The organism is Alteribacter keqinensis (assembly GCF_003710255.1).
Classification (GTDB): Bacteria; Bacillota; Bacilli; order Bacillales; family Salisediminibacteriaceae; genus Alteribacter; species Alteribacter keqinensis.
Genome location: NZ_RHIB01000001.1, coordinates 2234689 through 2254786, shown reverse-complemented (window position 1 = coordinate 2254786; position 20098 = coordinate 2234689). Strand labels below are relative to the sequence as shown.

Genomic DNA, 20098 nt, shown 5'->3' with positions numbered 1-20098 from the left:
TTTCCGTGGCGGTGCCGGCAAGGTGTGAGAAATAACCCTGCTTCTTCCTCTGCCAGTAACGCTTCGCAACTTTTTGCGTCGAAGCAACTCGAAGCTGATTCTTGATGCAAACGCTCGTCACCGTCACAGGAGTCTCAGGCCCTTCGGCTTCATTACCTTATCAGCAAAAGCAACACACTTTGCGAAAACAGACCTCCATGCTAATCCTTCAGTACCTTGGCGTATGAAATGCGGTCTTTTTCAGGGCAGCCTAATCATTAATAACCGCCTTAAACACACCATTCTAATTAGCTCATCACTTTTCGTTTGGCTACGACAAACGGCTTTTCATGTGAGCCGATGAAGGTCTGCCCTTCCGTCACTGTCACATCTTTATCCAGTATAACGTTCTCAAGGTGAACGCCTTCTTCAATCGTGCAACGCTGCATGATGACGGAATTAATCACTTTTGCACCGGGCTTTACTTTTACACCGCGAAAGAGAATACTGTTTTCCACTTCGCCATTAATCTCACATCCGTTGGCAAGAAGAGAGTCCTTTACTTCCGAGATGTCATTGTATTTTGTCGGCGGTTCATTACTGATCTTTGTTTTAATAAAGGAGTTCTGGTAAAAGAGCTCTTTGTAATTTTCAGGGTTAAGGAGATTCATATTGTTACGGTAAAAGCTTTCCACAGAATTGATGAAAGCGGAATACCCTGTGTGTTCAAACGTCTGGATATTCAGGCGCTCAAGGTTATCCTTAATACCATGCAGGAAAAAATGGTCTTTATGATGTGCGATACACTCATCAACAAGCTCCATCAGAAGACTCTTGCTGATAATGTAGACACCTGTATAAACGTTCGTGTTGTTCAGTTCGTTTGTTATATCAGATACCCAGCCCTGGTCGTCCTGTACAATCCGCTGGCAGGGTTCGTGTTCAGGCCCCAGTTCTTTTACACGGGTTGTAATCAGAGTCACATCAGCCCCGCGTTCAAGGTGATAGTCAAAGGCATCCTTATAGTCGGCATTCGAGAGATACTGGCTGCCGCTGATAATCACATAGTTGGATTTTCCCCGGTTAAAGTAATCACGGTTATTATGAAAATGGCTCAAATCCCCTTTGGAAATATCAGTCGGGTCATTCCAGTCAGGGGGCAATATGAAGAGCCCTCCATGTCTGCGGTCAAGCTCCCAGTCTGCGCCTGTTCCAAGGTGGTCCATCAATGAACGGTATTTGTTCCGTGTGAAAATGGCAATATCCTGCACATCGGAGCGGACCATATTGGAAAGTGTGAAATCAATTAAACGGTAACGCCCTGCGAAAGGAACGGCAGCACCGCATCGAAAGTAAGTAAGTTCATTTAGAAAGTCGTGTTCATGTTCCAGGTTGATTAAGCCCATCATGGATTCCATATGGAGTTCCTCCTTTTTTTTAGCTGAAGCAGTCAGGTTACGGATTTTTTGTGTTGTTGTTTATAAACCTTTAAAATGACTTTATGACGAAACTTTTCCTCGTCCTGCTCCAGCGCCTGCGAGCTCGAGGTCATTTCATTCCATCAGCTTAAGCCAAAAAGCGGCTTGGATTTGATTGAATGAAAGCCTTGACGCTCGTGACCAATTGCACTTTTGTTCCTTATTTAACGGTTACTACACCTACATTTTCGTTATCAATGACAAACGGTTCTTCTCCTTCTGGTGTGCAGATATAGGAGTTTGGAGGAACCACTGTGTCTTCTTTAATAATCGCTCGTTCAATCACACTGTTTTCTCCGATTTTCACCCTTGGATGGAGAATGGACTGTCTGATTGTACTCTTTGAATCCACTTCCACGTTTTCGAATAAAATCGAGCGTTCTACCGTTCCTCGAATCCAGCAGCCGGAGTTGATGTATGAGTTGGTAATATTCGTATTTCCGTTAATGTACTGAGGCGGGTAGTTTGAATCGTGGGAGTACGTACGCCACTCCCGGTTGCTCAATGACACCATTTCATCCAGTTCCAGGAGGTCCATGTTCGCTTCCCAGTAGCTCTGAACCGTTCCGACATCTTTCCAGTAGCCTTCAAACTGATAGGCAAAGAGACGGCGGTCATCTGCCACCATGGCCGGAATGATATCCTTGCCAAAGTCGTGTGAAGAAGTCGGATTCTTCGCATCTTCAAGCAGATAGCTCTTAAGTGCTTTCCAGTTGAAAATATAAATTCCCATGGATGCCAGATTGTTTTTCGGTTTGGCAGGCTTCTCATCAAATTCATAGATTCTGAGATCATCCGTAGTATTCAGGATGCCAAAGCGTGAAGCTTCATCCCATGGCACTTCAATTACACTGATTGTTGCATCAGCTTCCTGTTCTTTGTGATGTTTTAGAAGTTTCTGATAATTCATCTGATAAATGTGATCACCAGAAATAACAAGAATATACTCCGGATCATACCGGTCAATAAAGTGAATGTTCTGATAAATGGCATCGGCTGTTCCTGAATACCAGCTGCCGCCTTTCTTGGCGGTATAAGGTGAAAGGATTGAAACGCCATCTTCCTGGCGGTCAAGATCCCACGGCTTTCCGATTCCGATGTGTTTGTTTAATTCAAGAGGAGAGTACTGTGTGAGAACCCCCACAGTGTGGATGCCCGAGTTTGCACAGTTGCTTAAGGTAAAATCAATGATTCTGTATTTACCTCCAAAGTGAACAGCTGGTTTTGCCAGATCTTTTGTAAGTAAACCGAGACGTTTCCCTTCTCCTCCTGCCAACAACATACCTACGCATTCTTTTTTACCCATATGTTATTCCTCCTCCTTTGGATTCCCCTTCATCGATTTTTCTAAAAATGGAGATGGCCAGCGGGGGAACTTTCACCTTGATATGCTGTGAGTGACCATGCCATTTTTCCGGATTAGTAAAATGTACTTCGGTGTTTACTTGGTTCGAGCCACTGAATTCCTGATCGTCTGAGTTAAATACTTCTCTATATTTACCCGGCCGCGGTACGCCGATTTTATAATCGTACGAGACGTTCGGGGTAAAATTACATAAAATTATCAGCTCGTCATCTGCTTTCTTTCCTCGTCGGATAAAAGAGACGATGCTTTGATCGATATTATGAGGATCGATCCATTCGAATCCTTTATGGTTATGGTCCTGCTCATACAGGGCACCATTTTCAAGATAGAAATGGTTCAGTTTTGAGACATAGTTGTACATTGATTTATGAAGCGGGTAATCAAACAGGTGCCAGTCAAGCTGTTCCTGATCTTTCCACTCGGCATACTGGCCAAACTCACCACCCATAAAGAGAAGGTTTTTTCCCGGATGGGCCATCATGTACCCGTACAGTAATCTAAGGCTTGCAAATTGCTGCCACTGGTCACCGGGCATTTTATCCAATAACGCTTTTTTTCCGTGAACGACTTCATCATGTGATAAAGGAAGGATAAAGTTTTCGGAATGGGTATACATAAACGAGAAAGTGAGAAGCTGGTGATGCCACTTTCTATAAAGAGGGTCATGCTCCATATATTCAAGCGTGTCGTTCATCCAGCCCATGTTCCATTTAAAATTAAAGCCCAGTCCGCCCTGATAGGTAGGAGCTGTGACCATGGGAAGATCAGAGCTGTCCTCTGCCATCATCAGACTGTTCGGGAAATATTGGAATACAACTTCGTTTAATTTCCGGATAAAAGCCATCGCTTCAAGATTTTCTTCTCCGTCATAAGAGTTGAAGATCTTTTCTTCATCGTCGCCTTTGTCAAAATTCAGGTAAAGCATGCTTGCAACGGCATCAACACGCATACCGTCCATATGATATTCGTTCATCCAGAAAATCGCGTTGGAGATGAGGAAGCTTTGGATTTCCGGTCTGCCAAAGTCAAAAGTCAATGTCCCCCAGCTTCGTTTTTCTGATTTACTTGAATCGCTATATTCATATAGAGGGGACCCGTCAAACAGCCTCAGGCCGTGATCATCCTTACAAAAATGACCGGGAACCCAGTCCATAATGACACCGAGGCCGTTCTGATGACATTGGTCAACAAAGTATTTAAAGTCTTCCGGAGCACCGTAGCGGCTGGTCACCGAATAGTAGCCGGTGATCTGATAACCCCATGAGAGGTCAAAGGGGTGCTCAGCAAGAGGTAAAAGTTCAATATGTGTATACCCGAGAGATTTCACGTAAGGGATGAGCTCTTTCGCAAGCTCCCGGTACGTGTACAGGGTACCGTCTTCATGGGTTTTCCATGAACCTGCGTGAACTTCATAGATGTTCACGGGGGATTCATGAGGGTTATAGGATTTTCTTTCCTCAGTCCATTCGCTGTCCTGCCAATTGTACTCATCTGATTCCGGGGTTACGGAAGCGGTGTTCGGCCTAACCTCTGAAAAGAAAGCATAGGGATCACTCTTCAGAAAAGAGTCTCCGGAATATGGTGTAATGCTGTACTTATAAGGCGCACCAGAAGGGATATCCGTAAAGAAACCGGTCCACAATCCCTGCTCATTCAAGCGGGCAAGAGAATGCTCACGGCCATTCCAGTCATTAAAATCACCGGCAACACAAACGTCCTTTGCATTTGGTGCCCAAACGACAAATCGGTACCCGGTTTTTCCTTCAAATTCGATCTTATGACAGCCCATGAATCGATAGCATTGATAATGTGTCCCCTGATGAAAAAGGTACACGTCTTGTTCTGAGATGTTGTACAACTGCGACAAGCTCCTTTCTTAAATAAACACCTTAGTGAATAATTATTCATTTTTACTATTTTGCTTGATTTGGCGTGTCCCGGATTCAAGACCTCGGAAATGAGCCGGGTCAGACCAACAGTTTTTATACTATTCTCCTAATTTAACAGACTTCCTGCGTAAATAATATTAAAATTTTTCAAGCGATTTTTATAATTTTTGTTGCTATATAAGGAATGATGTCGAATAAATTATCGGCCCATAACAATGAGTATATATACATTTTCAACTGTAACCGCTTACAGTTGTTTGAAGGTTCCGAATTATGGCTATGGTATTATCAGAGAAGGATTATAAGATCATATGAAAATATGTCTCCAGCCCTTATTAAACAGTTATTTATTAAGAGGTTTATCGTATACATTAATAGAAAATCAAGGTGAAAAGAGGAATCCCATTGGAAAAGTCTGTAGCTTGGATTGATGATGTGACACGACTAACAGTAAACGCTGACAATATTGATGCACTGCTTGATAAAACGCCATCGTTGATCTGGGAAGGAAACAAACTTCGGGGACGCCTGGAAGAGACACACTTATCCCATACTGCGTCGATTCTGTTCGCAGAACCACTGCCGGTAGGGAAAGAAGCAACACTGGTGTGGGGAGATGAGCACTTCCCTGTATTTGCAGGGTCTGTAGTACGGACAGATTGGTTTGAGGACCACTTTACAGACACCCATACGGCATTAGGTGCGCATTATTCAAAAGATCAGACGAAGTTTTCAGTCTGGGCACCTACAGCATCGAATGTAAAATTATATTTAAATAATAAATATTTTGAAATGAAAAAAAGTAAAAAAGGGGTTTGGTTTACTGCGGTTAAGGGAGATTTGAATAAAGTTCCCTATCAATACGAGGTGGCCATTAACGGAAAAATAATCAAAGTAAATGATCCTTACGCGAAATCACTTACAGCAAATAGTAAAGAAAGCGTCGTTGTTAATCTAAACAAAACAAATCCAGATCATTTTACAGAGCATGACTCTCCTGATTTCACCAGGGCTGAGGATGCGATTATTTATGAACTTCACATCAGGGACGCAACCATTGACCCTGCCGGAGGAATCAAGGCAAGAGGGAAGTTTAAAGGTCTTACAGAGGAACATACGGTTACAAAGGACAACAGTCTGACAGGCCTGTCCTATATTAAAGAACTGGGGTGTTCCCATGTACAGCTGCTTCCGGTCAATGATTTTGCCCGTGTAGATGAGAGGGAGCCTCATATGCAGTATAACTGGGGGTATGATCCTCTGTACTTTCAGGCTCCGGAAGGCAGTTACGCAACAGATGTAAATAACCCTCTTACAAGAATCCGCGAATGTAAGGAAATGATTCAGTCCTTCCACAACAACGGGCTGAGTGTCATTTTGGATGTCGTGTATAATCATGTATTTGTGAAAGAAGATTCTCCTTTTCATAAGCTTGTTCCCGGTTACTATTTCAGGTATCACGGGGACGGATCACCGGGGAACGGCACTGGTGTGGGAAATGATCTGGCAACGGAAAGGAAAATGGTGCGGAAGTTTATCCTGGATTCTGTCGCATACTGGCTTGATGAGTACCGGGTGGACGGTTTCAGGTTCGATCTTATGGGTGCAATGGACATCGCAACGATGAGGGGGATCCGCACTCTCTGTAATGAATACAACCGGACGATCCTGCTTCTTGGAGAAGGGTGGGACTTGGATACACCGCTTCATTCGGAGCAAAAAGCTACGATGGATAAGTCCTACCATCTTCCCGGAGTGAGTTTCTTCAATGATTTTTACCGGGACAGTATAAAAGGGCAATTGTTCTTTATGCATGATGCAGGTTTTGCCAATGGCCACGGGCGTTTTATTGAACGGCTGCCACAGCTGGTTTCCGGCTCCTGCCGTGATGATTTTGGTGATCGTAAGGTGGAAAGCCCGGGGCAGTCGGTGAACTATGTAGAGTGCCACGATAATCACACTTTATGGGATCGCCTGCAAAACACAAATGAGACAGAGACCGAGGAAGAGAAAAAACGGATACACCAGCTGGCTACCGGACTGACGCTGCTGAGTCAGGGCATTCCTTTCCTCCATGCAGGGCAGGAGTGGTTCAGAACAAAAAAAGGAGACGAAAACAGCTATATATCCGGAGATGACATTAATAAGCTTGACTGGACGCAACGGGAAGCAGAGAAAGCAAATATTCAATTCATCAAGTCTCTGATCAATATCCGCCGGGAGTATCCTGTTTTTCGTCTTGATAATAAAAATGATATTCAAAGACGCCTCCATATCCTGCAAAGTCCGGCACCTGTGTTTGGATACCTTTTACTCGGCGACTCGGAAGACATTGCTGTTTTCATTAATCCGACGAAAAAGCGTTTTCCTCTTTATCTGCCTTCACCGGGGCGGTGGGATAAACTGATCAGTAATCATGTAGCAACCGTTTCATCAACCTCTTTTATCATCGGGGATCATTCGGAAATTGAACCCTACGAGTTGGTTGTGCTGAAAAAAGCACGCGGGTAGTATCATGTGATTAATGAAGATCTGTCAATCAAGAGGAAATTTGTAGAACAGACTCTTGATGAAAAGGAAAAACTTCTTTACAATGATATAAGACTTTTTGTGTCTTCTTATTTAAAACAATTCGTGATATGATGAAAAATACTTCTGTGATTCAGGATTCGATGAAATTGAGGGTGAAACGATTGAAACACTTGATGGGTGAAGGATGGCATTTGCGTCCTGCCGGTGGTGCAACAGGGGAAGCTTATGTTGCGGAACAGGGCGAACAAAAAATCTTTATAAAGCGAAATTCTTCACCGTTTTTGGCGGTCCTTTCAGCAGAAGGGATTGTTCCAAAGCTTCTTTGGACGAAGCGTCTCGAGAGCGGGGATGTGATTACCGCTCAGCGCTGGGTGAACGGAAGGGAATTAAAGTCCTACGATATGAATTCCCGTCGTATAGGCAGGCTTCTAGGGAAAATTCACCGTTCCAAAGAACTTCTCGATATGTTTAAGCGTTTAGGCAACGAACCTTTAACAGCGAGTCGCTTCCTTGAAGACCTTGAAGATAAGGCGAAGCAGTCCGGGTCGGCTGACCCGGTGGTCAAAGACGCCATCGCCTGGCTCCGTTCCAATATACAGGAAGTAAATGTTGAGGACTATGTGGTTTGTCATTCTGACGTGAACCATAACAATTGGATTGTCAGTGAAGATGACTCTCTGTACCTGATTGACTGGGATGGTGCCAACGTAGCCGATCCTGCTCTTGATTTATCGGCATTATTGTACTTATATGTACCGAGGAACGAGTGGGAGCAGTGGCTGTCATCCTACGGTGCTGAATTAACCAGAGATCTGGAGAAGCGCATGAGCTGGTATATGATTGCTCAGAGCGTCGAAAGCGTGATGTGGCATAAAGATAAAATGCAGGTCGTTGAGTTAAATAAATGGAATACCATGCTTTATGACGTGTTAAATGAAGTGAATGTATAAACAAAGGAAAACCTTGTCATCCCGAAGCCGGGAGACAAGGTTTTTTTACGGGCTCTACATCAGGCGGTCCGGATAAAGAAAGCTGTGTTCCGATGTTTCAATTCCCTGAATCCACTGCTGGATCTCTTCGCTGTTAAGAGCTTCAAGCTGTCCTGTTGTCTGGTGCCGGCTGCTGTACTGCTCAATGTTCATAAGAAGGTCACGGATTTCTTCCTGAATTTCTTTGTTCTTCAAAAGGGATTTAGCAAGCCGTTCAATTTGGGCATATTCATCACGGGACCCGTAATGCTCGTTGTCCTGGTTTTTTAAAATGTCTATAAGCAGCTGAAGCTGATGATGATAATTCATTGGCATGATTCACACATCCTTTATGTTGTCTTCTAAGCGTTAGGTTGTGTGAAAATCATATTTCTATTCGTATCTAAATCTCCCTGCTTTCGCGCTGTTCGTAGTCAATGGTCACACCGCCGTCCCCGTCTTTCAGCATTTCGAGTTCCTCAATCCAGCGGGCGATATTCATTTCGTGAAGTTTGATATGCTCTTTTAAGGTGGAACTGTTTGTTCTTTCATCAATGAAGGCATCCATTTCCACGATGCTGCCCTCGAAGTTTTCATTTACTTCTTCTTCACGGAGCTCTTTTACATAGGTCTGCATTTTTTTAAAGTCGTTATCTGATGTGTGCTCTCTATTTTTCATGTGAATGAGCATTTTTCTAAGTTTGGTAATCGTTTCGCTTTGTGTCACTGTGCATCCTCCTCAATTGTGATTATGATGTTCTATTCCTTTATTCTGAACAATGTAATCATTTCCCTGCCAGTGAGGAATAAATGAAAAAATTGTGGTATTGTTATGTATGGTAAAAAGAATGAAATGGAGTGACGATGAACGATGCGTCTTCGAAATAAACCTTGGGCCCCGCAGGAAATAGCGGACAATCCCCACCTTATTATTCCCAATCCCGGTGATTATAAAGGGAAGTGGAATGAGTATTTCAGTAATGATAAACCACTGTACGTAGAGGTGGGAAGCGGAAAAGGACAATTTGTGACAGGGATGGCAGAACAGCACCCTGATATTAATGTGATTGGCATAGAGAAATACGACAGCGTCATTATCAGTGCATTGGAACTCATGCAGGAAGTGAAGCTCCCTAACGTTAAAATGCTCAAAGAGGACGTTAATGAAATTACGGACTTCTTCGGGGAAAATGAAGTAGACCGTCTTTTCATTAACTTCACCGATCCGTGGCCAAAGAACCGCCATGCGAAAAGAAGGCTCACACATGAAGGATTTCTGAAGAAATATGTAGAAATATTGAAGGATGGCGGAGAAGTCCATTTCAAGACAGACAACCGCATCTTGTTTCAATATTCACTTCAAAGCTTTTCGGAATTTGGCTTTGCGTTAAAGAATATCAGCCTGGACCTTCATGAAGACGGCTTGGAAGGCAATGTAATGACGGAGTACGAAGAAAAGTTCTCAAGAAAAGGCCATCCTATTTACCGCCTTGAAGCTGTCTGGAAAAAGTAATCGCTGCCAGGTGCCAGCCGGAACTCCGATTCGCTGAATGACATTTACGCAAGGGGATGAAATGATGGCATTGGAACAGCTCGAAGTAGGCAACATTAAGATTACGTGGTTAAACGGAGGCGTCACGCACATGGACGGTGGTGCCATGTTCGGGGTCGTACCGAGACCGCTCTGGGAAAAGAAATACCCTGTAAACGAACGAAATCAGATCGAACTGAGAACCGACCCGATGCTTATACAGTTGGACGGAAAGAATATTCTCGTTGAAGCGGGCATCGGCAACGGGAAGTTCAATGACAAGCAAAAGCGTAACTTCGGAATTGAGCAAGAATCAAAAGTGAAGGAAAATCTGAAGGAACTTGGATTATCCACTGAGGACATCCACATTGTTTTGATGACACACATGCATTTTGATCATGCCTGCGGGGTGTCGGAATGGGCTGGGGAAGACCTGGTCTCTGTGTTCCCTAACGCTGTTTACTATGTGAACGAAACGGAATGGGAAGAGCTGAAGGCTCCGAATATCCGTTCAAAAGCGACGTACTATAAGGAAAACTGGGAGCCGATTGTTTCCCAGGTCCAGACATATAAAGAAGAGGTTGAGCCTGTTCCGGGAGTACGCCTTGTTCACACGGGAGGCCACAGTGACGGTCACAGCATCCTTAAGCTGGAGAGTGAAGGAGAACGAGCCGTTCATATGGCCGATATCATGCCTACACACGCTCACAGAAACCCGTTATGGGTTCTGGCATACGATGATTACCCAATGGACTCTATCGGGGCCAAACAAGCCCATATCGGCGAAGCGATTGAGGCGGATGCCTGGTTCCTGTTTTACCACGACTATAAATACCGTGCGTTAAAGTGGAATGAGGAGAATGTGGTTGAAGAAGCGGTTCTCAGAAACCGGGAAAATGAATAGAGGATTAATGATGGAGCCCTTCAGGGGGCTCTCAGGCTGTCCTTTTAGTAATGGAGATTGTTGATGCAGCCGGAATGTCCTTCGCTTTCCGCGGTGACGCCGGCAAGCCTCCTCGAGCTACGCTCTGTGGGGTCTTGCCTGGCCCCTGCTACCGCAGGAGTCTTCGGACATCCCGGCTGCATCACTCTTTTTAATTACACCAAGCGTGTTTGTAAAACAACGATGTATTTTATGAGATAGTAATATTTATAACTTCTTTTAAGAAGCGAGAAATCCAAGCTCCAAAATACATAGGTTTCTCGGAATCCGGGAGCCCTTTAGGGGGTTCTTTTTGTTGTGGTAATTAGTTGGGCCGGACTGGCTTGCGGGCTATTTGAAGGAAAAAAGGGAATGAATACAGGAATTACTGCGATATCTCAAGATTAGCGTGAGTGAAAAAGAAGAGGAAGCCATGTGTGGCTTCCTCGTTAAGGTTATTGAGCAATGTCAAGTTCAACTTGTCCGTTTTCTTCAATGGTCAGTGTACCGCCGTAAGCATAATCAGACTGTCCTGCTTTTTCAGCGTAAGCATAAAGATCGTAGGCACCTGGCTCCAGTTCGCTGCCATCAGGAGCGAGCCCGTCCCAAGTGAATTGGTAGTAGCCTGCGCTGATGTTTTCATCAGTTACAGGAGCACCAATGTACTCATATTCCTCTCCATCTCTGTAAACCCAAAACTCAAAGTACTCTGCACCGCCGGGTAAGTACGCTTCACCCGCGATTGTACCATCAGGGTTTACACCGAGGAACAAATGCGTTACTCGCGGGTAATCCGGTTCCATTACAAATGCGATACTTGGTACTTCAATCACTTCGTCACCGTGAGTGAGGGTGATGGTTGCTTCGTAGTATCCGGCTTCAAGAGCGGAAGCATTGATTTGAACGACAGTGTTTACTTTTTGAGTGCTTCCAGCATGTACGTTCAAATTGTTGCTTGTGTTTACGTTAATGTGATCCTCACCACCGTGGAAAGTAACATCAATTTCATAACGTTTGCGCTCGTCAGAAAGGTTTGTTACTTCAAAATGGTTGCGTTCTGTCTGACGTCCGTTATCTTTATCAAATACACCGAACGTGTGAGAGCCGGGTGATACAAGTGTTTCAGTTGTAATGGCATCATATGGACGGACACTTCCGGCACCTTGAGAGTTAAACGGGTACGGATTGCCGTCACGATCCAAAACAGGTTCAGCTGTGTTCATAATCGCTGCTTTTACTTGTTGTGGTGTACGCTCAGGGTTTGCTTCAAGAATAAGCGCTGCAACACCGGCTACGTGCGGAGCTGCCATGCTTGTACCTTGAAGTGAAGCATAGTAGCCGAATGCTTCAGGCATAGTACTTACGATTCCAACTCCAGGAGCGGAAACGTCAGGCTTGATCATAAACGTTGGTGCAGCCGGTCCTCTTGAAGAGAAGCCTGCCATGGATTCCGGAACTTCCTGATCAAATTCAATATCAAAGGTAACTGTGTTGTTGCCGGCTTCCAGCTCGGAAAGAAGCTTTTGACCGTCTTCCAATGTTGTCATAATTGTCGGCACTGCAAGTCCGGGAACTTCCGGCTGAACACCTGCAACGTTGTTGTAGATGATTGCCCCGACAGCACCATTATCTTTGGCTTCCGCTGCTTTATCAACAAAAGGATACTCTCCGCGCTGGATAAGAGCAATTTTTCCATCTACATCCACATCATCAAAGTCACCAGGTCCTGCAAGACCTACGTGAACAAATTCTAATTCTTCACCATCAAGGGCAAGAAGTTCTTCAACAGATGGATAACCCATGATTTCAGCAGAAGGATAGCTTACTCCTTCAGAAGTGAAGATGGCTGCATTATAGGCATCGTATGGCAGTTGAGTTGCCCCTACACTGATAGCATCACGGGAGGTACCCGGAGAACCGACTGTCCAGTTGTTCGGGCCGGAGTTACCGTTGGCAACAACAGCTACCACACCTTCTCTCATTGCCCAGTCAAGCGCGATTGACGTAGCCCAGTCAGCATCATTTAAGCTGTTTCCAAGAGAAAGGTTCATCACGTCAACACCGTCTTGTACTGCAAGCTCAACTGCAGCAACAACGTCTTCAGTTGTTCCGCCGTTTGGTCCGAGTACACGGTAAGAAACTAGATCCGCGTCTGGTGCTACACCTACAATACCTTCACCGTTCGGGCCGCCATCAGCAGCAACAGTTCCGGCAACGTGAGTACCGTGGTATTGCCCAGGTCCTTCATTTGGATCATCATCATTATCAACAAAGTCATAGCCTAAGTAGTCGCCAAAAGAACTCTGCAGGTCAGGGTGAGTGTAGTCTACACCTGTATCGATGATGGCTACAGTAATTCCTTCACCTGTCACTCCAAGATCTTCCCAAACTTCAGGCGCTCCGATAAACGGCGCACTGTCCATCATTGCCGGGGAGAAAGATTCCTCGTCGATGAGTTCAGGGTCAAACTCATTCGCATCATAGTGTACGTCAGGATAAACTGCCTGTACACCGTCCAGCGCTAATAAAGATGCAAGCTCATCTTGAGCTACTTCTACAGAGAATCCTGAAAAAACTGTATTGTACTCACGGTTCACTTCGCTGCTTGGGGCAGCTGAAGCAAGAGCTTCTTTTACCTGCTCACGCGCTTGTTCTAAATAGCCTTTTGTCTGTCCTTTACCTGTGTGTTTCGCTTCAAGTAAAGATGGCTCGTCCAGTTCAACAATGACAGTAACACTGTCAGAAGAGCTCAGATCGTAGCTGCCGAACAGCTCAGCTGGTTCACTGCCGGACGCGTTGGCCGATCCTTGTGGTGCAAAACTTCCGGCTACGAGCAAAACAGCTAAAACCGAAAGCATGGATTTTGTGAAAAATGATTTCACGTTCAATTCCCCCTATACTAAGATGAATAGTAGGTTATTGAAAAGCGGAGATTAAACACCGACTTTTCTCACCCCTAATTGACAAAATCTTTCGTCTAACTAAAAGTTTACAGGGAAAATATTGTCGAGTCGTCCGACAATAGTAATAAATGTGGGAAAAATCTGAAAATGATTACATGTGAGGTAAAGTTTGGTATATAAGGGATGTGGTTCTTTATGACTATATAAAACTGGGTAAATACTAAAATTTATTTAGTACAATAGTTTTATATACATTAAAAGAGACCGCCGTGGCGGTCTCTCAGGTTAAGTGGTTAATTTTTTGTTACGAGATAGGCTTTATATTCTGTTACGCCGGCTTTTTCAACGTATACACCGAGAACCCACTGGCCATTTGGAAGATTAATTCCGTTTTGGACCGTTCCATCCCAGTTAAATTCATGGATAGGAGCTTCTACATTTTCAAAAGAACCAATCGTATCTACAAAACCACCAATTGTATTTCCGGGTCCGAGAACGTAAATATCATACTCAATCACATCTGCTCCACCTGGAAGGTAGGAACCGACATAGTAGCTTCCGTCAGCTTCTTTACCCATAAATGCGCCGGTAACTCGCGGATAATCAGGCTCTCCTACAAAGAGGATGGAAGGTACTTCAATAACATCTGAACCGTCAGTTAATGTGATTGTGGCTTCGTAATAGCCTGCCTCAAGCCCGCTTGCATTCACTTGAACGTTCATGTTCACCTTTTGTGTTTTACCAGGCTGGACTTGAAGGTTGTTACTTGTGTTTACTTTAATCCCATCAGCCGCAGCTTCATCGTGGAACTCTACATCAATAGAGTAACGTTTACGCTCATCAGATAGATTCGTAATTTCAAAGTGTTGTTTCTCAACTTGGCGGCCGCTTTCTTTTACGAATTTACCGAATGAGTAAGATCCAGGGGAAACGAGTGTTTCAGTCTCGATCGCATCAAGAACGCGGATACTTCCAGCACCCTGGGTATTGTGAGGATAGCTTTTACCTGTAGCAGGATCGATCATGTCTTCTGCAGTGTTCATTAATGCTGCTTTAACATTGTCTACACTCCAGTCAGGATGTGCTTCAAGAATTAACGCTGCAGCACCGGCTACGTGAGGGGCTGACATGCTCGTTCCTTGAAGAGCAGCATATGTCTCTCCAGGGAATGTACTTACAATGTTCACACCAGGTGCAGAAACGTCAGGCTTGATCATCCACGTGAACGTTACGGGACCGCGTGATGAGAAGTCAGCCATTGTTTCGCCGACAGCACCTGCAAACTCGATATCAAAACTAACAGTGACATCATTTACTTTTGCCAACAATGCTTGCCCGTCAGCCTGATTCAGCATAATTGTAGGAACATCCATACCGGGAATAAGCGGCATCGATCCTGCTACGTTATTATAGAGAATAGCACCGACAGCACCGGCTTTTTTGGCTTCTGTTGCTTTATCGACGAAAGGAATTCCTGCCCCTCGGCTGATTAAAGCGATTTTACCTTCTAAATCTTTCCCGGCAAATTCTGCGGGAGAACCAAACCCTACATCAACCAGTTCAAAGTCCTGTCCATTAAGAGCCAGCAGTTCTTCTTCCGAAGGGAATCCTTGTACAGCTGAAGAAGCATAGGATACGCCGTCAGATGAAGTGGTTTCAGCTGTGAAAACTTTGTAAGGCAGCTGAGTAGCCCCTACAGAAATCGCATCACGAGAAGTACCTGGTGATCCTACAGTCCAGTTGTTTGGACCTGCGTTTCCGTTGGAAGTAACTGCAACAACCCCTTCAGCCATAGCCCAGTCAAGTGCGATGGAAGTAGCCCAGTCCGGGTTGTTCAATGTATTTCCCAGTGAAAGGTTCATAATGTCTGCGCCGTCTTGAACAGCGAGTTCAATAGCGGCAACGACATCTGCAGTGGTACCACCGTTAGGACCAAGTACACGGTACCCTATCAGGCTGGCATCAGGTGCAACTCCCTTAATAGCCCCATTTGCAGCCACTGTACCAGCTACGTGAGTTCCGTGGTACTGACCCGGTCCTTCCTGAGGGTCTTCGTCATTGTCAACAAAGTCGTAGCCTTTATAGTCACCAAATGCGTGGGCAAGGTCAGGGTGCGTGTAGTCAACTCCAGTATCAATAATGGCGACCGTTACTCCTTTACCGGTTATTCCAAGGTCTTTCCATGCTTCTTCGGCACCAATAAAAGGTGCACTTTCCATCATGGCTGGAGAAAATGACTCAGAATCAATCAGTTCCGGGTCAAACGCATCCACCTGATACAAAACATCAGGGTAAACGGCTTTTACGCCGTCAACACTTAGTAAACTTCCAATCTCATTTTGCGGAAGCTGTACAGAGAAACCGGAGAATACATAATCATATTCGCGGTTTATTTCACTGTTCGGAGCAGCACTATGTACGTCATCAATTACGTCTTCCCGCACACGTTGCAAGTTTCCTTTAGTCTGTGATTTACCTTTACTTTTTGCTTCAACGATTGATGGCTCATCCAACTCGACAATAACTGTCACTTCATCACTTGAAGAAAGGTCGTAACTTCCAAACAGCTCACCGATCTCAAGTTCACGATCACTGTTTGCAGAACCAAACGGCGCAAAGGTTGAAACAATCAGCAAAACAGCCAGGAACGACATCATCACCCGTGTCAAATTACTCTTCACTTTCATTCCCCCTAAATAGATAGATATACTTGGTCAAAACCGCAGTTTTTCTGTAAAAATATCCTCCTTTCGCAAAATATAGGAAATAATCATTTGCCTATAATACTTTCTTCTTAAAAGTGAATTGCTCCTTGTGTCTGAAGAACTAATATTATGAATAATCAGATAATTTAATAAGGTATTTTGTCCTATTTTTTGTAAAATACAAAAAAGACCCCGTTTTTGCACGGGATCTTCTTCTTCATCAGGAGGCTCAGTCATCCTGTCTTTTCAGTTTTAAAATCGTACCGGTTGATGCATCAACAAGAAATTCAAAAGCATGAAGGTGGCCGTCGATTGTACATGAAACGCCGCCCCGGTAGACAGAATACGTAAGGTTATCATTGTGGAACTCTTCTGCCATCATGTGAATCCATGATCCGTCAATAGTTCCGAAATCTTTCATTTTCCGTTTAACTAATTTCAGTGCTCGTTCAGGTGACAGGTTGCAGCTTGTCTGTTCCAGCTGGTCTTTGGCAAACCACGCTACTGCGACGCCGACTCCTACACCTGCAATGAAACGCTTCCAACTCATTTCACTCACCATCCTAAATGGGAATAGTATTTTTAACGTGTGTATTCATAACCAAATTGTGTGCCTGAACTTAGTATAGCGAATGGAGAAAAAAATGCCAAATGATGAAAGGGGAAGAGGAGCAAATTTCTTTATAATTCTTTCGTCCGGCGAAAAAGTGGAAACATTTTAACGATTTCGGTAAACTAGAAGATAGTACATAAGAGTGAAACCTGAAAGGGGATAATTATGAATCAGGAAACGTATCAAATGTTTGAAACACTTACGCAGCTTCCAGGGGCACCTGGATTTGAACATCAGGTTCGTAAGTATATGAAGAGAGAGCTTGAAAAGTACAGTGATGAAGTTATTCAGGACGGGCTCGGCGGAGTTTTCGGAGTAAAAAAAGGGGACGAAAACGGGCCTAAAGTGATGGTCGCAGGCCACATGGATGAAGTCGGTTTTATGGTTACCCAGATCACAGACAAAGGTCTTATCCGCTTCCAGACCCTTGGAGGCTGGTGGAGCCAGGTACTTCTGGCCCAGCGCCTGCACATTATTACAGAAAACGGTCCTGTAACAGGGGTTGTAGGATCAATTCCTCCACACCTTCTTGATGAAGCGAAGCGTAAAAAGCCGATGGATATTAAGCATATGTACATTGATATCGGAGCCGATGACCGTGCGGATGCTGAGCGAATCGGGATCAAGCCCGGGCAGCAGATCGTGCCGGTATGTCCGATGGAACGAATGGCAAACGAGAAAAAAATCCTTACGAAAGCATGGGATAACCGTTACGGTTGCGGTCTTGCCATTGAGCTCTTAAAAGAGCTTAAAGATGAAAAGACCCCGAATATCCTTTATTCAGGGGCAACGGTGCAGGAAGAAGTGGGACTTCGCGGTGCCCAGGTAGCTGCGAACATGATCGAACCGGACATTTTCTTCGCAATGGATGCTAGTCCTGCAAACGATGCTTCCGGAGAAAAAGACGCATTCGGCCACCTTGGAAAAGGAGCCCTTCTTCGTATTTTTGACCGTACGATGATCACTCACCGCGGGATGAGAGAGTTTATCCTGGACACTGCAGAATCCAACAACATTCCTTATCAGTTCTTTATTTCCCAAGGAGGAACCGATGCCGGGCGCGTTCACACCTCAGGAAGCGGTGTGCCATCTGCGGTTATCGGCATCTGCTCCCGCTACATCCACACGTCTTCTTCCATCGTACACGTGGACGATTACGCAGCGGCAAAAGAGCTGATTACAACCCTTGCAAGAAAAATGGATCGCACAACAGTGGAGTCCATTCGTTCCAATTCATAAAACAAATTGTGAGAGCTGTCTCTTAAAAAAGAGGCAGCTTCTCTTTATGGAGGCATCGTTATGCACACAGTGGTTGTCGGATCAAAAAATCCGGCCAAAATCAATGCAGTTAGAGAAGTTTTTAAGGACGACTTTGCAGTTACGGGCAAAGAAGCACCGTCTGCCGTTTCAGACCAGCCTGTTTCAGATGAAGAGACAAGGACCGGTGCCATAAACAGAGCGAGGTATTTAGTTGAAAAGGGAGCTGAGATTGGAATCGGCCTTGAAGGCGGCGTTATTGATACGGAAGAAGAAATGCTGCTGTGTAACTGGGGATCCCTGGCTACAAGGTCAGGCGATATATATGTAGCAGGTGGTGCACGTATCCCGCTTCCTGAAGAAATCGCGGCTAAAGTCCGCAACGGTGAAGAACTCGGGAAGGTCATCGACGAGTATGCCAATCAGACGGACGTTAGAAAAGGGGAAGGAACGATCGGGATTTTGACCCGGGGGATGGTTTCCCGGTCCGAAATGTTCAGTCACGTTGTGAAGCTTCTGTATGGACAGTTTTTATATAACGAAGATTTTTTTTGAGCGGTGACGAGTACCTATTTTGATGTGAAAAAGAAATAATACGATTTTTGATAGTAATAATTGCTTTTCTGATAGTATTATTTAGATTTTTGATAGTATTAAATTCAATATCAAAAGAATAACCGCCTTCAGAACTGCAGTCAGTAAATAAAAAGTCATGAGGCTCACAACGAACCTCATGACTTTTTCATTTATTCCGTGTCAAAAATGTACTGAATCGCCTGAAGTGCCTGATCGACGTTTTCGACAGTCACGTTCGCTTTGTTTGAGAGTTCTTTTAACGGGTGGTGCAGGTCCTTTGGACGAACGATTATAAGCGGTTTGTTTTGAGCGATGGCTGCAGATGCATCCATTGCGCTGTTCCACTGCTTGTACTTTTCACCAAAAAGGGCAATAACAATATCTGATTTTCCCATGAGGACCTGGGTACGCAGGTTGTTGAAGTCTGAAGCCCGGTCGTCCTTGTAAATCGCATCAGGCTGCTCCCCAAGAATTTCTTCACCGATATCATCAGACCTTGAGTGGTTTTCCATCGGTCCGACAAAGTTTAATGGAAGCTGAAGGTCTTTTGCTTTGCTCTTTACTTCCTCACGCCAGTTGTCATGAATTTGTCCTGCCAGATAAACGGTTAATTCCATCACAGTCACTCCTCTGATAAGTTAATCAACACCCTCATTTTAACCGCTTACAAGCATTATGCCAAAGGATAAGGAAAACCTTTCTACTGCACAAATTGTCGAAAAAGGGTTGTCAGCTGTTTTTTGTTAGGTATATCATATAAAATGAATCTAAAGTGGGAGGTACAATGTTGTGCTTTTAAAAAAGGGACCAGGGTTGCTTGTGGCAGCGTCTTTACTGTTTGCCTTTGCTGCTTGTTCTGTTTCTGAAGAAGCAGTAATGACCAGCGCAGATGATACATTTGAAGCTAAAATGAAAGCAGACCCTGGGGAAACCAATTACGAAAACGACTATTTATCTATATATAAACCAGGCCATCTTTCAGTTGAAGATGAAGACCTGTACAATCTTGTTCTGAGTGACGATGATACAACCTATTTAATTTTTTCCGGTGATGCTGGAGAGTTTGAAAATGAAGAAGAACTCCTCGAAGCCCAGCGCATTCAAGGGGAGCCTGACTATGTGCAATTGCATCATGAAAACGGCAACCGCGGCTATCTAATCATTCAGGAAATGGATGAAGTGGAATATCAGGTTATCGCCGGATATAATGGTGTAAAAGGGACTGCGATCAGCACCCTCGGAGATGTAAATGAGGATGCAGAATTATTATTTGAAATGGTACAATCTGTGCAAACTAAATAGGAATTCGATAGAATAAGGGGGTGCCTCTTATTCTTTTTTTTATCCATCAAGAACCAGCCCGGTTGTTCAGCAGATAC

General features: G+C 44.5%; 16 protein-coding genes. 7 read left to right on the top strand and 9 right to left on the bottom strand.

Going from position 1 to position 20098, the window contains the following annotated elements:
* Window positions 1-287: 287 nt before the first annotated feature.
* The 3 genes from glgD to glgB form a co-directional block, all read right to left on the bottom strand.
* A complete protein-coding gene (gene glgD, locus EBO34_RS10910) occupies window positions 288-1397 on the bottom strand; it encodes a glucose-1-phosphate adenylyltransferase subunit GlgD (protein WP_122898157.1) in 1110 nt (369 codons plus the stop codon).
* Window positions 1398-1617: 220 nt separating this feature from the next.
* Window positions 1618-2763 carry a glucose-1-phosphate adenylyltransferase gene (locus EBO34_RS10905; protein ID WP_122898155.1) on the bottom strand — a complete coding sequence of 382 codons (1146 nt, stop codon included), beginning with the start codon at window positions 2761-2763 and terminating at the stop codon, window positions 1618-1620.
* Window positions 2756-4681 (bottom strand): 1,4-alpha-glucan branching protein GlgB, encoded by a 1926-nt coding sequence (gene glgB, locus EBO34_RS10900; protein ID WP_122898153.1) that lies wholly within the window; start codon window positions 4679-4681, stop codon window positions 2756-2758. The genes EBO34_RS10905 and glgB overlap by 8 nt, the downstream gene beginning before the upstream one ends.
* Window positions 4682-5117: 436 nt before the next feature.
* On the opposite strand from glgB, the gene pulA reads away from it, so the two are divergent.
* Together pulA and EBO34_RS10890 are read left to right on the top strand one after the other, a co-directional pair.
* Window positions 5118-7223, top strand: coding sequence for a type I pullulanase (gene pulA / locus EBO34_RS10895; protein WP_122898151.1), 2106 nt, complete (start codon window positions 5118-5120; stop codon window positions 7221-7223).
* 182 nt (window positions 7224-7405) lie between these two features.
* Complete coding sequence (locus EBO34_RS10890) at window positions 7406-8194, top strand: phosphotransferase family protein (RefSeq protein ID WP_236784805.1); 789 nt, start codon at window positions 7406-7408, stop codon at window positions 8192-8194.
* A gap of 54 nt (window positions 8195-8248) precedes the next feature.
* Here EBO34_RS10890 and EBO34_RS10885 read toward each other — a convergent pair whose 3' ends face one another.
* A complete protein-coding gene (locus EBO34_RS10885; protein ID WP_122898149.1) occupies window positions 8249-8548 on the bottom strand; it encodes a YtzH-like family protein in 300 nt (99 codons plus the stop codon).
* 67 nt (window positions 8549-8615) lie between these two features.
* A complete protein-coding gene (locus tag EBO34_RS10880) occupies window positions 8616-8939 on the bottom strand; it encodes a hypothetical protein (RefSeq protein ID WP_122898147.1) in 324 nt (107 codons plus the stop codon).
* A gap of 144 nt (window positions 8940-9083) precedes the next feature.
* Between EBO34_RS10880 and trmB the strand changes: the two genes are divergently transcribed.
* Both trmB and EBO34_RS10870 read left to right on the top strand, forming a co-directional pair.
* A complete protein-coding gene (gene trmB, locus EBO34_RS10875) occupies window positions 9084-9725 on the top strand; it encodes a tRNA (guanosine(46)-N7)-methyltransferase TrmB (RefSeq protein WP_122898145.1) in 642 nt (213 codons plus the stop codon).
* 70 nt (window positions 9726-9795) lie between these two features.
* The gene (locus EBO34_RS10870; protein ID WP_122898696.1) at window positions 9796-10647 is read left to right on the top strand and encodes a YtnP family quorum-quenching lactonase; all 852 of its coding nucleotides are present in this window, start codon (window positions 9796-9798) and stop codon (window positions 10645-10647) included.
* 473 nt (window positions 10648-11120) lie between these two features.
* On the opposite strand, the gene EBO34_RS10865 is transcribed toward EBO34_RS10870, so the two are convergent.
* The 3 genes from EBO34_RS10865 to EBO34_RS10855 all read right to left on the bottom strand — a co-directional run bounded on the left by EBO34_RS10865 (window position 11121) and on the right by EBO34_RS10855 (window position 16823).
* Window positions 11121-13547 carry a S8 family serine peptidase gene (locus tag EBO34_RS10865; protein WP_346725801.1) on the bottom strand — a complete coding sequence of 809 codons (2427 nt, stop codon included), beginning with the start codon at window positions 13545-13547 and terminating at the stop codon, window positions 11121-11123.
* A 314-nt stretch (window positions 13548-13861) separates the two neighbouring features.
* Window positions 13862-16249, bottom strand: coding sequence for a S8 family serine peptidase (locus EBO34_RS10860; protein ID WP_429699425.1), 2388 nt, complete (start codon window positions 16247-16249; stop codon window positions 13862-13864).
* A gap of 253 nt (window positions 16250-16502) precedes the next feature.
* On the bottom strand, window positions 16503-16823 hold the full coding sequence (locus EBO34_RS10855; RefSeq protein ID WP_122898141.1) for a PepSY domain-containing protein: 321 nt from the start codon (window positions 16821-16823) through the stop codon (window positions 16503-16505).
* 228 nt (window positions 16824-17051) lie between these two features.
* Between EBO34_RS10855 and EBO34_RS10850 the strand changes: the two genes are divergently transcribed.
* Together EBO34_RS10850 and EBO34_RS10845 are read left to right on the top strand one after the other, a co-directional pair.
* Complete coding sequence (locus EBO34_RS10850) at window positions 17052-18125, top strand: M42 family metallopeptidase (protein ID WP_122898139.1); 1074 nt, start codon at window positions 17052-17054, stop codon at window positions 18123-18125.
* Window positions 18126-18185: 60 nt separating this feature from the next.
* Window positions 18186-18698, top strand: coding sequence for a DUF84 family protein (locus EBO34_RS10845; protein ID WP_122898137.1), 513 nt, complete (start codon window positions 18186-18188; stop codon window positions 18696-18698).
* Between the two features lie 191 nt (window positions 18699-18889).
* On the opposite strand, the gene EBO34_RS10840 is transcribed toward EBO34_RS10845, so the two are convergent.
* On the bottom strand, window positions 18890-19336 hold the full coding sequence (locus EBO34_RS10840) for a YtoQ family protein (protein WP_122898135.1): 447 nt from the start codon (window positions 19334-19336) through the stop codon (window positions 18890-18892).
* Between the two features lie 172 nt (window positions 19337-19508).
* On the opposite strand from EBO34_RS10840, the gene EBO34_RS10835 reads away from it, so the two are divergent.
* Window positions 19509-20021, top strand: a complete 513-nt coding sequence (locus EBO34_RS10835) for a hypothetical protein (protein WP_122898133.1) — start codon at window positions 19509-19511, stop codon at window positions 20019-20021.
* The last annotated feature ends 77 nt before the right edge of the window (window positions 20022-20098 follow it).